This window comes from Embleya sp. NPDC055664 (assembly GCF_053618075.1).
In genome coordinates this window covers 1-14,853 of sequence record NZ_JBSHGZ010000040.1, presented here as the reverse complement: position 1 = coordinate 14,853, position 14,853 = coordinate 1, and the positions used below count along the sequence as shown (strand labels likewise).

Genomic DNA, 14,853 nt, shown 5'->3' with positions numbered 1-14,853 from the left:
CGAATCGTGGTGTCAGGGCATCAGGACAGGAAGCCCACGATGCCGCGGCTCGGGTGGGTGCGGGATTCGTGGAGCCAGGTGCCTATTTCTTCGACTGCCTCGCGGAGGTCGCCGTCCAGGGTGGCGAGCTGTTCCTCGGTGACGGCCTCGTACTGGGACAGGGCGGTGGCGCAGGCATCCGGCGTCCAGACGCCGTGGCCGGGGAGGTCGGCGTTCGGGAGCGGCTCGGGCAGGCCGTAGCCGAATTCGGACACCGTGACGGCCTCGATGCCGAGGGACTTCAGGGCCTCGTCCACGTGCCCCAGCCACGCGAACTTGAAGGGCGAGAAGCTGTTGCCCCACAACCGGCGCCCGTGGAAGGCACAGATCATCCGGTACGCGTACCCGTACTGGAAAGCGTGCCGCTCCTCGAACGGGCCGCCTTCCACGACCGCCGTCAGCGCCTCGTATCGCGTCGGCGCACCGTTTTCGATCTCGTGCGCGAAGTATTCGTCGTCCTGCGACATCTCCTGCTTGAACCGCCCACCGATCGCGCGGCGAACCCGCACGTCACCGGATCCCACCACGGCACGCGGGAGTTCGGGGTCGACCAGGAACAACGACAGCGAAACACTCATACGGCCAACCTATCCGCACCGGCCGACACGCCCCGTCGAGGGCTGCACAAGCCCCGAGACGGCCCGTTCCGTGCCATCGGGGGCCAGGAGAGTCGGCATGTCGGATCAAGCCCTCCCGTCGGCCGCGGCCCCCGTGGCCATGGCACTGGCCGCCATCGCGGCGAGCGCGGCCCCCTCCCGCCCATCGGGGGAGACACTGTCGCAGCACGCGCCTCCCCGGCACCCGGCCCACCCAAATCGTCGCCCTCGCTCCGGCACCCGCTCTCGGCCCGACCGATCCCGGCACCGTGAACGTGACCGTGGTCTCGAACGGCTACTCCTCCCCCGCCGGCCCGGGCGCCGAGTACACCTATCGCGAGTAGACGTCGCGGTCGGCGCCGGCGCTTCGTTGTCGGACGGGAATGCGGCTGAGATGTTGACCGAAATGGAAAACTCGGCCTTCGTATGAGGTGTTGGCCGCCGGAATCCGGGGTGCCTAGGCTGAATTCCACCGCACGCCACAAGCATCCACGGGAGCCTCCAGTGAGAAGCACACGCATCGTGCTGTGCGCCCTGCTCGCCACCTGGGCCGTCGGCCTCTCGCCCGTCGCCGCGTCGGCATCGTCGGCGCCGGCGTCCCCGGCGAATCGCAACGCCTTCGCCCTGTCCAGCGCCGCGTTCGCGGACGGCGGCCTCATCCCCAAGGTCCACGAGTGCACCAGCGGTGGCGGCCACGACCCGGCCAAGAGGAACGAGTCCCCACCCCTGGCCTGGTCGGGCGCGCCGGCCGCCGCCAAGAGCTACGCGATCGTCATGCGCGATCTCGACAACGCCAACCTCATCCACTGGGTCATCTACGACATCCCGGTCGGCACCACCTCGCTGCCCCAGAACGTCGACCACGCCTACCGGCCATCGGTGCCGGCGGGAGCACGGCAGGTCTACTACCGGGGCAGCGCGAGCCTGTACGGCTACCAGGGGCCCTGCTCGCCGTCGACCGTCAACACCTACGAGTTCGTCGTCCACGCGCTCGACCGGACATCGCTGACCGAGCTGAACTCCGGCTCCTCGACGCAGACCGCCGCCAGGACGATCGCCGCGGCCTCGATCGGCTCGGCCAGGATCAGCGGCGAGTCGTAGCCCTCCGGTGCCGAGACGCACGGCGCGCCGCGGCACCGTCTGCGGCGCGCCGGCATCCGCGCGCGGATCAGGACCGGCGGCGCAGCCGGAACCACTGGGGTTTGGTCCGGTTCATCGGCCAGCCCAGGCCCGCCGTGGGGGCCGGCTCGACGGTTGACAACTCCCAGTCGGGGAACGCGGCTTCGATCTCGTCCCGACTCGTGCCGCCCACGAAGGAGCGGTACCGGCTCGGGCCGAACGCGAGGATCAGCAGCGTGGCATCCGGCGCGGCCAGTGCCGTGACCCCGCGGCCGACGGCCTGCCGCGCGCCTGCGTCGAAGCCCTGGAAGCAGCCGATGTCGACGAAGAGGTCGAAGGTTCCCAGATCGGCCGACCCGAGGTCGGTCACGTCGCCCACGACGTAGGTGACATCTTCGTCGCCCCGCTGTCGGGCCGCCTCGATCGCGGCCGGCACGTAGTCGACGCCCACGGCCTGCCAGCCCCGCCGGGCGAGTTCCGGCGTGAACCGGCCGCGCCCGCACCCCAGATCCAGCGCGCGGCCGAGCGGTCGCGGTCGGTCGACGTCCTCACGGGCGAGTACCGCCGCGATGCTCTCCCCCGAGGCTTTCCCGTACGACTCCCAGGGCGTCACTCCGAAGCGGTACATACGAGCGTAGTTCGCCATGTCCATCGACCTCCCGAGTCGATCAACAGGTTAGGCGGCGGCACATTGCCGGACGGAGCCGGGGCCCCGATGATCCACGTGCCGAACTCCCGTCATAGGTCGGCGAGATGCCCGGCCGCCCCCACGAAAAAGGGAGCACGGCAACAGACTTCGCCGATGCACGCCACATCCGCCGCTATCGCGCACGGCGCAGCTCGAGGATGTACGTCGCGGTCGACGCAACGACGCGGTCCGCGTCCCGGGACAGCTTCGCCAGCGCCCGTGACGACGTGCTCCCCGGAATGTCCGCCAGGGCCTGGGTCAACCGGCGACGCGCCGACGACCCCGCCGCGGCATGCGCGAGGCGGTCGACCAGGCCGCCGGCGATACGCTCCGCCGCCGCCGGGTCGCCGGCCGCCACGCTCAGCGCGTCGGCCGCGTCGGCGTCGTTCCGCCCCGCCACGATCATGTCCAGGAGCGTCGGAACCGCGTCCGCCACGCCGCGTGCGCCCAGCGCCAACGCCGCCTGCTCGCGGACCACCTCGTCGCAGTGGGTGAGCGCGCCCCGGAGCAGCGCGGTCGCCTCGGCGTTCGCGATCTCGGCGATGGAGCGGACGGCACGCTCCCGTACCTCCGCCTCCGGCGTGTCGAGCCCCGCCGCCAGCAGTGCCGGCGCGTCCTCGCCCGCCTGCGCCAAGGCCCAGCGCAGGGCGCCGGCCACATTCGGGTCCGACTCGCCCAGCACGGCCTCGACCAGCGCTTCCACCGGCACGGGCCCCTCGTCGATCGCGGACAGCGCCGCCCGCTGCCGCGCGCCCGCGCTCTGCGATCCCAACGCCTGTAGCAGCGCGACGATCTGGAGCACGTCCTCCCAGCCGGCCGGTTCGGCGGCGCCGATCCGCCGCAGTCGCGTCAACAATCGGGTCTCGGCGGCGATGCGCTCGCGCGTGCGCTCGATGAGATCGTCGACCAGCTCGGCGGGCGCGAAGGCGGGATCGTCGAGCGCCCGCCCGACGTCGCGCAGCGACAGTCCCAACGACCGCAGGCTCTCGATGTGGAAGATCCGCCGGATGTCCTCACCGGAATACTCCCGATAGCCCGAACCGGTGCGACCCGTCGGCCGCACCAGTCCGAGTGATTCGTAATGCCTGAGCATGCGGGCGCTGACCCCGGACCGTCGCGCGACGTCACCGATCAACACTGCCTACCGCCCTTCCGCACCGGCCCCGCCGAGGGCCGCGACACGCTTCGCCTCCTCGATCGCGAACTCGAATCCGGCATCGGGATCGCGCCACAACCGCTCCGTCGCGATCGCGTGCGCTCGCACGCGGGGGTCGAGGTCCGTCGTCGCGGCGCCGAGTGTCGGCAACATCGCCTCCCCGAGCGCGATCAGCGCCCGGCTGAGGCTCAGCCGCGTCTCGCGTTCGCCGCGCCCGAGCTGCGTCGCCAACACTACGGCCAGCTCGTGCCGGGCCTCCTCGGGCACCAGTGCCACCGCGGCCCGCCAGGCGCTGCGCGCGACCTCGTCGTCGGCGTCGGACAGCAGCGCCGGTGTGATCGCCGGCCACGCCCGCCGATCCCCGATCTTGGACAGCGTGTGCAACGCCTGGCTACGTGCCCGCGTACGCTCCGAACGCAGCTCCTCGACCAGCAGCGGGACCGTCAGCGACGCCGGGTGGCGGGTGAGCGCCCACGTCAACGTCTCGCGCACCTGGAAGTCGGGGTCGATCCCGCACCGCTCCACGAGCGTGCGGACGAATCCCGGGTCCGGGTTCGTGCCGGCCGCCAGCGCCACCCGCACCCGGACCGACGGATCGCCGTCCGCCAGTCCCCGCAGACCTCGCATCGTGCCCGCGCCCTGTTTCGCCATGGCCATCGCGACCACCTCCTCGGCCACAGTCAAAACGTTGTCACCGTGTCAAGGTCAACCCGAGGGCCGGCGGAGCGTCATCCTTCGTCGAAGACGAGGTCCTCGGGTGGGTGGGTCATGCGGACGTATTGTGCGTCCGTGACTTCGACGACGAAGTCCAGGCCGGTCGTGGAGTGGCCCGTCGACAGGATGAAGTACCGGTCCGGGTGCTGGGCCAGGAACGCGGGGAAGCCCTCCAGGGACGGGTCGCCGAGACGCAGGTAGTCGTCGAGTCTGCGGAACAGCTTCGGGAGGATCACGACATCGTCGGTGATCGAGGGGATGCCGGTGATCTCGGCACCGGAGGTGGTCGCGTCCCGGGGCCAGAGCCCGCTGCCGGCGGCCCTCGCCCGGAGCGTCGCGGCGGTGAACTCGCCGCGCAGGTCCGGAAACAGGTTGCGGTAGTACGTCGGGTAGACCAGGCCGGTCGCGAGCAGGTGGTGGTTGACGGTGGTCCGCAGCAGCGGAACGTCCACCATGACGTTGGTACCGCTCGCGCCCGGCGGGGTTCCCTTGCCGACCAGGGCGATGCATCGGCCGTGCAGGTCGGCATCGCGGGTGAGGATGTACCCGGGCACCCGCTCCGGGACGGCCCCACTGACCGTCTCGTCGGGTTCGCGTCGGACATCGGTGAAGCCGAGCCAGGCGAGCAGCTCGGCGGCGGCGGCGTGCGCGAACTCCAGGGGCTGGTGGTCGCGTTGCGGGCCGTAGTGGGTCTCCAGGGCGTCGATCGCGTCCAGCCGCAGCTGGTTGGTGCCGGCGCTGTTGTGTCGGACCCGATGTCTGCCCTGGACGAGGTCCCACTCGGTGGGGTCGTCGGGGGTGAAGTGGAGGGAGTCCCCGTCCGGTTGGGCTCCGATGATGTGGAACGAGCCCTGAATCAACAGCATGGGCATGGCGACCCCCATGGGGTGCGAGGAACGGGCGCCACATGTGCCGCCGACGAGCACCCGAACACGCGGAGACGCGAACACGCGGCCCACGCAATCTCGCGCCGGGTGACACGGCCGTCACACGAAGCTCACGGCGGGGCCACGCTATGCCCACCCGGCCCCGCCGGCACGGGTTTCCGCCCACTTCGGCGTGTCGCCGCGGTCCGGTTGCGGCACGCCCGTTCGGGTCAGTCGGCATGCGGCGGGCCGGGGCTGATGGTGCACTCGGCTGGTCGGACTCTTCCACGTCCACGACCACGTCCACCTCCCGAACAGGAGCCCAGCATGCCGATCGTCGCCGTCTTCGACGTCCCGGGGATGACCCGCAGCCAGTACGAGCAGAGCGCGGAGAAGGTCTCCGGCCACGCCGGCCCGGTGAAGAACCCCTCGGACTGGCCCGTGTCCGGCCTCATCTCGCACACCTCCGCCGCCACCCAGGACGGCTGGCTCGTCGTCGACGTCTGGGAATCGGAGGAGGCCTTCCGGGAGTTCGGCAAGACCATCATCCCCATCCTCGAGGAACTGGGCGTGCCCAACCCGAAGCCCAGGATCTACCAGGCCCACACCGTGGTCACCCCCTGACGACCCCACCCCTCGGCCCCGGCGGCCCGGTCCGGGACCGCGCCGCCCGGGCCGCCGCGCGTCGGGGGTGGTATGCAGCGACCCGGCGAGGAGCTGGTGATCGACGATCGCGTCGCCTCCGCCCTCGCCGTCCCTCGCCGTCACCGACGTGGAGTGGACGGTGTTCCACTGACGCGCGCCGGCCCGGTCCGTGTCACACCCGCGGGCCGAAGCGACCTCACCGCGGGGTCAGTTCGGCCACCAGCCGGGTCGCGACGGGTACAGAGACGCCGTGTCGCGCGCCCGCGCGCAGCAACGCGCCGCCGATCGCGTCGAGTTCGGTGGGTCGACCGGCCTCGACGTCGCGCTGCATGGACGACTTGGTCTGTTCCGGGAACGCGTCGTAGAGCGCCAGGGAGTGCGCCGGATCGACGGGGACGCCACAGGCCCGGCTCACCGCAGCGGCCTCCTCGACGAGCGCGAGCAGTTCCGCGCGCCGCCCGGTCCGCACCTCGCCGATGGTGAGCCCGTAGCGGCTGGTGAGCAGCGCGAAGGGCGCGAGGAAGGCCAGCTTCGCCCACAACGCGGCTGCCTCGCCGCCCACCGCCCGGGTGTGCACACCGGCGTCGGTGAACATCGCCGTCAACGGCTCGACGCGCTCTCGCGGGCCGGCCAGGTCGATCTCCGTGAACGGGCTGCCGTGTTCGATGACGCCCGGCGCGAGACGGGTGGACTCGACGCGGATCACGCCCGGGACGACGGCCTGTTCGCCGTAGTATTCGCGCAACAGGGCCGGGTGTTCGACGCCGTTGAGCAGCGGCAGGATCACCCCGTCCCCGATCGTTTCCGCCGGGATCCGCTCCAGCGCGTCGTGTAGTCCCGTGTGCTTGACCGTGATCAGGCACAGATCGACGGGTTCGCGCAGGCGCGTGTCCGCCTCGACGCGGGCGGTGAACTCGCCGTACTGCCCGCTGCGTACCCGAATTCCGTCTCGGCGCAGGGCTTTTGCGGTTTCCTCGCCCGCGACGCAGGTCACGCGGTGGCCGGCGCGGGACAGCAGGGCGGCGAGCAGCCCGCCCACCCCTCCCGGCCCGAGGACCGCCACGGCTTTGGGAGGCACGGCGGCGGGCTCGTGGGACGACGTCGAAGCGGGCACGGACGGTTCCTTTCGATGGCGACGAGGGTCGGCACCCGTCCCGCCGAGCTGTCTCCCGTCCGGACGGGGACGTGTGGTCGGGTCGGGTTGCCGCCCGGTTCCGATGATCGAACCGGGCGGCAATCCAAGTCAATCCTCGGGTTTGCTGCCAACTTCCCAAGCCTTACCTTGGGGTCATGACCCTCGATGACCTCCGTATCTTCGTTGCGGTGTGCCGGGCCGGGAGCCTGAGCGCCGTCGCCCGGGACCTCTCGTGCACCCAGTCGGCGGTGAGCCAGCACGTGAAGCGGTTGGAACGCGAGACGAAGGTGCAACTCCTGGAGCGGCACCCGCGCGGCGTGGCCCCCACGGCGGCGGGTCGACTGCTGCACGCGGCGGCGGCCGACGGCATCGCCGGACTGGATGTGGCCCTTCGCCGGCTCGACGAACTGGCCTGCGGCGAAACGGGATCGGTCCGGGTCACCACGGGCGCGACGACCGTGCGGCACTTCATGTCGGCGGCAGTCGTCGCCTTCCGCAGCCGATACCCCGGGGCCAGTCTGGAGTTTCGCACCGAGACCTCCAGTCGAAGCTGCTTCGACGCGCTCGCCTCCAACACCCTCGACCTCGCCTGGATCACCGTCGGCGGCCCGATTCCCGGCATCCAACAGCGCTGCGTGGCCGAACTGCCCTGGGTATTGGCGGTCCGGGCGGACGACCCGCTGGCCGAACGCACCCGCGTCGACGCGGCCGACCTGGCCGGTATCCGCTACATCCGGCCTCCGGAGGACTCCTCCTCGCGGGCCCACCTCGACGCGGCCTTCACGAAACTGGACATCCGCATCCCGCCCGAATCGGGCGTCGCCGACTGGGACACCGCCATCCTGCTGGTCGAACTGGGCCTGGGACACGCCATCGTGCCCGCCCTGCCCGACCGGCGGGCTCCCGCCGACACCGATCCCGTACGCTTCCTGCCCATCCCGGCCCTGCCCCGCCTGCCGGTCGGCTGGGCCGTACGCCGCTGGGACGACCTGACCCCCCTGGCCCGCGCCTTCGCCGACAGCGTCACCCTCACCGGAACCGACCCGCGTGATCGGACGTCCATCGACCGAACGTACGGGCGGGCCGACCGGTGACCCGTTCGACGGTGTCCACCACCGTGGTGGCATCGGCGGGCGGGTCGGCGTACCAGCCGATCACATAGTCGGCGTCCTCCCGGGAAACACCACCGGCCATCAGCCTGGCCACGGCCTGTTCGTGCGTGATCGCGACGAAGTCGATGTCGCGGTGGATCGCCCGCGCCAGGATCGCGATCCGCTCGCGTGTGGTCAGCGCTTCGGGCCCGGTGAGGTTGTACACGCGACCCGCGTGGCCGTCGTCGAGCAGGGCGGTCGCGGCCACCGCGCCGATGTCGGCCTCGTGCACGAGCGCGCTGGGGAAGTCGTACGGCTCGCGCACCACTGCCTCGGCCCGGATCGAGTCGATCCAGGTCAACGTGTTGGACATGAACTCCTGCGGCTCCAGGCGCGTCCACTCCACCCCCGAGTCCGCCACGGCCTGCTCGACCGGACCGACCCAACCGCCCCACACCACCGTGATGCGCCGTACGCCCGCCTCGACCGCTCGCCGCACCAACTCCGGCCCGGCCTCGGCCGCTCCCGCCGTCACAGTGATGTGCAGCCGATCCACACCGTCGAGGGCGGCACCCAACCCCTCCGGCGACGTATGCGTCCCGACCACCGTCTCGACCCCCGCCGGCAGCCTCCCCGCGGCCGCGACCGGATCACGCGTCAACGCCCGAACCTTCTCCCCGCGCCGAACCAACTCCGCCACCACATGCCGACCGGTGTTCCCGGTGGCACCCGTAACAAGCGTCGTCACAGCCGAACCCCTTTCGTTTCCGACGACGCTAGAAGTTCAACTCCACTTGAGGTCAAGTCGCCTCCACGAATCCCTTTTCGGGACCACCCGACGATTCCGGCCCAGCCCGCACGGAGCACCGGCACGAGCACTCGGCGGAGCCGGGCGGCGGCGGGGCGGGCGTTCGTGTGGGTCGACGACGAGATCGGTGAGGGTGATCGGGCCTGGGTGGCCGCTCACCATCCTGCGTCGGCGTTGCTGCACTGCGTGGATGCCGTGCATGGGCTCACCGCGGCCGATTACGCGGCCCTTGGGGCTTGGGTGGCGGGCTTGTGAGTGCCGACGGCGGGGCCGTGCCGCAGAATTCGGCGAGGAGTAGGTAGCCGGCGGCGTCGGTGTTGCCTGCCCAGTCGGTGTCGAAGTTGACCACCAGGGTGTGTCCGCCGTCCCGGGTGGTGTACGCCATGCTCTGCGAACCCGGCAGGAAGCCGGTGTGTCCCCACACCTGTGTGCCGCACGGCAGTGTGGCGCGGAAGACGCCCAGGCCGTCGTCCTGGCCGTCGCCGAAGTCGGGTGAGGGCACGGTGGTGGTCAGCTCGGCCATCTGCGCCTCGGGCAGCAGGCGCCCGCGCATCAGGGCGGCGAGGAAACGGTCCAGGTCAGTGGCGTCGGACACCAGTTCGCCGGCCGCCCATCCCCAGGACGGGTCGAACTCGGTGATGTCGTACACCCTTTGGTCCGGGTCGTCCGGGAACTTCGTGTACATCCGCCCGCTCGGCGCCGGGATGCGGGGGTACGTGCCGGGCAGGAGCGTGGAGCGCAGCCCGAGCGGGACGAAGATGCGCCGGTCGGCCTCGGCCGCATAGGTGTGGCCGGTGACCCGTTCGACGACCATCGCGGCGAGCACGTACGCGGTGGTGGTGTAGTTCCAGCCGGCGCCGGGCGGGAACGTCGGGGCGTGCTTCAGGCCGATCGCGACCAGTCGTTCCGGTGTCCAGGTGTCGTAGCGGTGGTCCAGGAAGGTCTTGCCCAGGAGGTGCAGGTCGGGGTCGTCCGTGTAGTCGGCAATGCCGCCGGTGTGGTTGAGGAGTTGCCGCAGGGTGATGGCGCGGCCGTCGTTACCGTTTCCGCGGACCAGGCCCGGCAGCCATTTCTCCACGCTGTCCGCGAGGCTCAGCCGGCCCTCGGCCTCCAGTTGCAGCAGGACCGTGGCGATGAACGGCTTGGAGATGCTGCCCACCCGGAATCGGTCGACCGGGCGGGGCGGGCGGCCCGTACGCAAGTCGGCGACCCCGGCCGTGGCACGCCAGGCGCCATGCGCGTCCCGGGCTCGGACAATGACGCCCGGCACGCCCGAGCGGATCGCGAAGTCCATGGCGGCCCGGGTCTGTTCGTGGCCGGCCCCCGACGCGGCGGACCCGCCCGTAGCGGCGGCCGTATCGCTCGCCGTCGAGGGCACGCCGGCCCCGACGGCGGTCATCGCGACGGCCGCGAGCGCGGCGACCAGGGCCCTTCGTACCGTCCGCATCGCCACCGCAGCCTCCCTCTCGTCAGCCTCGCCCATCCTCCCCCGCCGACGGCCTCCGGATCACCCGATGTCCCCGAAATCAACCCATTCGGGTCGCAAACGCACCCCGGGCACACATGGGCACCGTGCTGGTCTAGACCTCTACGCGCGGATGCCGCACGCTGGTGGATGCACCGGCCCGACTCGCCCGCACGCGTCCCGTCACCGTCTCGACGGAAGGTTGCCCGATGCGCATCCGTACCCTGTCGCTCGCCCTGGTGAGCACCCTCGCCATCATGCTCGCCGCCGCACCGCCCGGCCACGCCGCCGCGTCCACTTCCGCGACCGACCCGGTCGTGCTCGTGTCGACGTCGGCGCAGCTCAAGTCGGCGTTGGCCGCGGCCGCCCCGGGCGCCACCATCCGCCTCGCCGACGGCACGTACACCGGTAACTTCCGTACCACCAGGGCCGGTCGCGCCGACGCCCGGATCACCCTCGTCGGCTCCACCAACGCCGTACTGCGCACCGGCACCGGCGGCGGCTACGCCCTGCACCTCGACGGCGCCGCCTACTGGACCGTACGCGGCATCACCCTCACCCACGCCCAGAAGGGCATCATGATCGATGCCGCCCCGGGCGTGCTGGTGGACTCCGTCACCGTGCACGAACTCACCATGGAGGGCGTGCACTTCCGTAATTCCAGCAGCGACGGCGCGATCGTCGACTCCCGGATCTACGACACCGGCCGGGACAACCGCGGCATGGGCGAAGGCGTGTACGTCGGTACCGCCAACACGCTTGCCGACCGCAGCGATCGGGTGCAGATCCTGCGCAACGTGATCGGCCCCGACGTGGGCGGCGAGGCGGTGGACCTGAAGGAGGGCACCACCGGCGGCCGGGTCGCGGGCAACACCTTCGACGGCACGGGCCTGACCGGGAACAACTACGACGACTCGTGGGTCGACGTGAAGGGGAACGGCTACCTGATCGAGGACAACACGGGCCGCGACTCCACGAACGACGGCTTCCAGGTGCACGCGCAGTTCCCGGGTTGGGGCTGCGGCACCGTCTTTCACGCCAACCGCGCCGACCTGACCGGCACGACGGGCCCGGACCGCCTCGCCATCCACGCCTTCTCGTACACCGCCGCCTGCCCCACCACGGTCACCGCCGACAACACCGTCGTCGGCGGCAACGGCCTGGTCAACCCGGGCGTCCCGGTCATCCCCTGACCGCGCCGCAGGCGACCGAACCCGGTCCCTCCGCGGACCGCCTACGGACGGGGCCGTCGCGCCTTGGCGGCCCGATCCGCCGGCGGGATGCGGCGGTGGATGTCCGCGAGCATCGTGTACATCGCGATGCGGAAAATCTCCGCCTGGTGCGTGTCGACGAACGAGGTGTGGCCGAACACCTCCAGAGAGACCAGGCCGTGCATGTGGCCCCAGGCGCTCAGGATGATGGCGACGGCGGGTGGCGGCAGTGAGCCCAGCCCGTCCGGTGGCAGCCGCTCCAACTCCTCGCGCAGCGCCGGCGACAGCGGCGGGATGTCCGCGGCGGCCAGCTGCTCCGTGGTCGACCCGCCGAACAGCTCGCGCTCGAAGATCGCGCTCATCCGGCGCACGGCCTGGGTGGTCGGGCCGTCGGTGGGCGCCGCGTAGTGGCGTAGCGGCGCCCCGTAGATCAGCTGGAACCGTTCCGGGTTGGCGACGGCCCACCGGCGGTAACCCTCGGCGGCGGCCACCATGCGCGACAGGCCCGGGTCGGCGACGGCGTCGACCGCGACCTGTACGGCGTCCGCCAGGTCGTCGTACGCCTTGGTGATGAGCGCGGTGACGAGGTCGTCCCGGCTCGGGAAGTAGTGGTAGAGCGCCTGCACGGTCATCCCCAGGCTGCGGGCGACCGCACGCAGCGACAACGAGTGTGGCCCCTCCCGGCCGATGTGTTCCTCGGCGGCGCTCAGGATCTCCTGCACGGCGGCGGCCCGGCGCCGCTCACGCAGCGTGAGCGGCGCGGAAGGCGCCGGCGGCGCAGGCGCCACGGACGACGCGGACGACGTGGGCGGTGTGGGCGCGGTCGATCCGGCTTCGGCAGGAGACATGCGACGACCTTACGACGAAGGTTCCGGCGCGCCACGACCCCGGCGCACCCTGTGAAGAAAATCTAACACTGCCAAAGTTTCTTGTACGTCACTAGGGTCGTCAACCGTGGCAGGGAGCGCCGCGAACGGCGCATTCCAGGTCTTTTCTTTTGTTATGGCAAGAGTTCAAGGAGACAACCCGTGTTTGAACGCATAGCCGAACTCACGGTTCGCCGGCCGAAATTGGTACTCGTCGTCGCGGGTCTGCTCGTGGTTTTGATGGGCGTCCTGGGCGCCGGCGCGTTCGGCAAACTGCTGAGCGGTGGCGGGTTCGACGACTCGGCCTCCGAGTCCACCCGCGCCAAACAGGTCATCGACAAGAAGTTCGGCGGGGAGACCAACCTGGTCCTGCTGGTCCGCGCCCCCGACGGCGGCGTCGACGGCCCCGCGGCCAAGCAGGGCGGACAGAACCTGGTCGCCGATCTCAAAAAGGAGAAACACCTCGACAACGTGATCTCCTACTGGGACGCGGGCACCCCGGAACTGCGCTCCAAGAACGGCCGACAGGCCATGGTGCTCGCCCACGTCAAGGGCGACGACAGCGAGCGCGCGGAGCACGTCAAGGGCATCCTGGAGCACTACACCGGACGGTACGGGCCCGGGCTCACCGTCCAGGCCGGCGGCGCCACCGCCGTGGGCGACGAGTTGTCCGAGCAGGTGGTGAAGGACCTCGTCCTGGCCGAGGCGATCGCCGTACCGCTGACCCTGCTCCTGCTCCTGGTCGTCTTCGGCAGCGTGGTCGCGGCGCTGCTGCCGCTGGTCATCGGTACCGTCGCGGTCGTCGGCACGTTCGCCGAACTCGCCGTCCTCGGCGGCCTCACCGACGTCTCGGTCTTCGCGATCAACCTGACCACGGCCCTCGGGCTCGGCCTCGGCATCGACTACGCCCTGTTGATGATCAGCCGATTCCGCGAACACCTCGCGGCCGGGGCGGAGGTGGACGACGCCGTCCGGCACACCGTGCGCACCGCGGGCCGTACGGTCGCGTTCTCCGCCGCCACCGTCGCCGCCGCGCTCGCCTCACTCCTGGTGTTCCCGCAGTTCTTCCTGCGCTCGTTCGCCTACGCCGGGGTCGGCGTGATCATCGTCGCCGCGGTCGCCACCCTGTTCGTGATGCCCGCGCTGCTCGCCCTCCTGGGGCACCGGGTCAACAGCGGTCGCATGCCGTGGGCGAAGTTCGACCGCCCCGCCTCCGCCCGCACGCCCCTGTGGGGACGGATCGCCGGCACCGTCATGCGCCGTCCCGCGCTCACCGCGATTCCGGTGCTCGGCGTACTGCTGCTTGCCGCGAGCCCGCTGCTCGGGATCACCTTCGGCACGGCCGACGAACGGGTGCTGCCCGAGGACGCGCAGAGCCGGGAGGTCTCGACCGCGTTGCGGGCGAACTTCGACGGCAACGACGCCGCGGCCGTGCACATCGTGATCAACGGTCCGGTGACCGAGGGCCCGTTGGCGGCGTACGCGAGCGAACTGTCCCGGCACAAGGACGTGGTCCGCGTCGCGACCTCCATCGGCACGTACATCGGCGGCCGGCCCGCCGCGCCCGGCGCCGGCAACCCGGCGATGGGCCGCCCGGACGCCCAGCGCATCGACGTGGTCAGCCCCCTGGCCCCCAAGTCGGACGCCGCCCAGGACCTGGTCGCCGACGTACGGGCGGTCACGCCGCCCCCGGGGACCCACCCGCTGGTCAGCGGCACCGACGCCGAGCTGGTCGACTCCAAGGACTCGATCGGCGGCCGGCTCCCCGCCGCGATCGCCCTGGTCGCCGTCACCACCTTCCTCCTGCTCTTCCTGTTCACCGGCAGCGTCGTCCAGCCGCTGCGCGCACTGCTCCTGAACATGATCAGCCTGGGCGCGGCCCTGGGCGTGATGACCTGGATGTTCCAGGACGGTCATCTCGCCTCCCTGTTCGGCTTCACCCCGCAGCCGATGGACACGTCGATGACCGTGCTGATGTTCTGCATCGCCTTCGGCCTGTCGATGGACTACGAGGTGTTCGTGCTCAGCCGGATCAAGGAACTGCACGACGAGGGCGAGGGCACCGAGTCCGCCGTGGTCAACGGCCTCGGCCACACGGGACGCATCGTCAGCGCCGCGGCCGCGCTGCTCGCGGTCAGCTTCTTCGCCTTCGGGACGGCCGCGATCAGCTTCATGCAGATGTTCGGCATGGGTACGGGGCTGGCGATCCTGATCGACGCGATCGCCGTGCGGGGCGTGCTGGTCCCCGTCGCGATGCGGCTGCTGGGCCGTGCGGCCTGGTACGCGCCCGGCCCGCTGCGCAGGTTCCACGACCGCTTCGGCCTGAGCGAAGGCGGCCCGGCCCCGGCGGTCGCGCCGAAGCCTCTGGTCGAGGCGAGCGAGAAGGACCCGGCGGGCGTCTGAGCACACCGGTGCGGGTGGCGGAGGGGGGGGCCACATCGGGCCCCCCCCCCC

The 14,853-nt window shown here is 71.2% G+C and carries 14 protein-coding genes; 5 read left to right on the top strand and 9 right to left on the bottom strand.

Annotation, left to right across the window (positions count from 1 at the left end; genetic code table 11):
• Window positions 1–20: 20 nt before the first annotated feature.
• Window positions 21–617: a DUF7691 family protein gene (locus ACWGR4_RS40140; protein ID WP_452129410.1), complete on the bottom strand. Its 597-nt coding sequence runs from the start codon at window positions 615–617 to the stop codon at window positions 21–23.
• Between the two features lie 522 nt (window positions 618–1,139).
• On the opposite strand from ACWGR4_RS40140, the gene ACWGR4_RS40135 reads away from it, so the two are divergent.
• Window positions 1,140–1,736 (top strand): YbhB/YbcL family Raf kinase inhibitor-like protein, encoded by a 597-nt coding sequence (locus ACWGR4_RS40135; RefSeq protein WP_452129411.1) that lies wholly within the window; start codon window positions 1,140–1,142, stop codon window positions 1,734–1,736.
• 67 nt (window positions 1,737–1,803) lie between these two features.
• On the opposite strand, the gene ACWGR4_RS40130 is transcribed toward ACWGR4_RS40135, so the two are convergent.
• From ACWGR4_RS40130 to ACWGR4_RS40115, 4 genes are all read right to left on the bottom strand, one after another.
• The gene (locus tag ACWGR4_RS40130; RefSeq protein WP_452129412.1) at window positions 1,804–2,400 is read right to left on the bottom strand and encodes a class I SAM-dependent methyltransferase; all 597 of its coding nucleotides are present in this window, start codon (window positions 2,398–2,400) and stop codon (window positions 1,804–1,806) included.
• A gap of 175 nt (window positions 2,401–2,575) precedes the next feature.
• Window positions 2,576–3,580, bottom strand: coding sequence for a MerR family transcriptional regulator (locus ACWGR4_RS40125; protein ID WP_452129413.1), 1,005 nt, complete (start codon window positions 3,578–3,580; stop codon window positions 2,576–2,578).
• Between the two features lie 3 nt (window positions 3,581–3,583).
• A complete protein-coding gene (locus ACWGR4_RS40120; protein WP_452129414.1) occupies window positions 3,584–4,255 on the bottom strand; it encodes a HEAT repeat domain-containing protein in 672 nt (223 codons plus the stop codon).
• Window positions 4,256–4,326: 71 nt separating this feature from the next.
• Window positions 4,327–5,184, bottom strand: a complete 858-nt coding sequence (locus ACWGR4_RS40115; protein ID WP_380007817.1) for a nuclease — start codon at window positions 5,182–5,184, stop codon at window positions 4,327–4,329.
• 321 nt (window positions 5,185–5,505) lie between these two features.
• On the opposite strand from ACWGR4_RS40115, the gene ACWGR4_RS40110 reads away from it, so the two are divergent.
• Window positions 5,506–5,802, top strand: coding sequence for a hypothetical protein (locus ACWGR4_RS40110; RefSeq protein WP_452129415.1), 297 nt, complete (start codon window positions 5,506–5,508; stop codon window positions 5,800–5,802).
• A gap of 217 nt (window positions 5,803–6,019) precedes the next feature.
• Here the strand turns inward: ACWGR4_RS40110 and ACWGR4_RS40105 are convergent, their stop codons facing one another.
• Window positions 6,020–6,937, bottom strand: coding sequence for a ketopantoate reductase family protein (locus tag ACWGR4_RS40105; protein WP_452129416.1), 918 nt, complete (start codon window positions 6,935–6,937; stop codon window positions 6,020–6,022).
• 176 nt (window positions 6,938–7,113) lie between these two features.
• On the opposite strand from ACWGR4_RS40105, the gene ACWGR4_RS40100 reads away from it, so the two are divergent.
• Window positions 7,114–8,052 (top strand): LysR family transcriptional regulator, encoded by a 939-nt coding sequence (locus ACWGR4_RS40100; RefSeq protein ID WP_452129417.1) that lies wholly within the window; start codon window positions 7,114–7,116, stop codon window positions 8,050–8,052.
• Here the strand turns inward: ACWGR4_RS40100 and ACWGR4_RS40095 are convergent.
• Together ACWGR4_RS40095 and ACWGR4_RS40090 are read right to left on the bottom strand one after the other, a co-directional pair.
• Window positions 7,988–8,797: an NmrA family NAD(P)-binding protein gene (locus ACWGR4_RS40095; RefSeq protein ID WP_380007829.1), complete on the bottom strand. Its 810-nt coding sequence runs from the start codon at window positions 8,795–8,797 to the stop codon at window positions 7,988–7,990. The genes ACWGR4_RS40100 and ACWGR4_RS40095 overlap by 65 nt on opposite strands.
• A gap of 265 nt (window positions 8,798–9,062) precedes the next feature.
• Window positions 9,063–10,304, bottom strand: a complete 1,242-nt coding sequence (locus ACWGR4_RS40090) for a serine hydrolase domain-containing protein (protein ID WP_380008066.1) — start codon at window positions 10,302–10,304, stop codon at window positions 9,063–9,065.
• Between the two features lie 227 nt (window positions 10,305–10,531).
• Between ACWGR4_RS40090 and ACWGR4_RS40085 the strand changes: the two genes are divergently transcribed.
• Window positions 10,532–11,515 (top strand): right-handed parallel beta-helix repeat-containing protein, encoded by a 984-nt coding sequence (locus ACWGR4_RS40085; protein WP_452129418.1) that lies wholly within the window; start codon window positions 10,532–10,534, stop codon window positions 11,513–11,515.
• 41 nt (window positions 11,516–11,556) lie between these two features.
• Here ACWGR4_RS40085 and ACWGR4_RS40080 read toward each other — a convergent pair whose 3' ends face one another.
• The gene (locus tag ACWGR4_RS40080; protein WP_452129419.1) at window positions 11,557–12,381 is read right to left on the bottom strand and encodes a TetR/AcrR family transcriptional regulator; all 825 of its coding nucleotides are present in this window, start codon (window positions 12,379–12,381) and stop codon (window positions 11,557–11,559) included.
• Between the two features lie 180 nt (window positions 12,382–12,561).
• Here ACWGR4_RS40080 and ACWGR4_RS40075 point away from each other — a divergent pair, with 180 nt between their 5' ends.
• Complete coding sequence (locus ACWGR4_RS40075) at window positions 12,562–14,802, top strand: MMPL family transporter (RefSeq protein WP_452129420.1); 2,241 nt, start codon at window positions 12,562–12,564, stop codon at window positions 14,800–14,802.
• The last annotated feature ends 51 nt before the right edge of the window (window positions 14,803–14,853 follow it).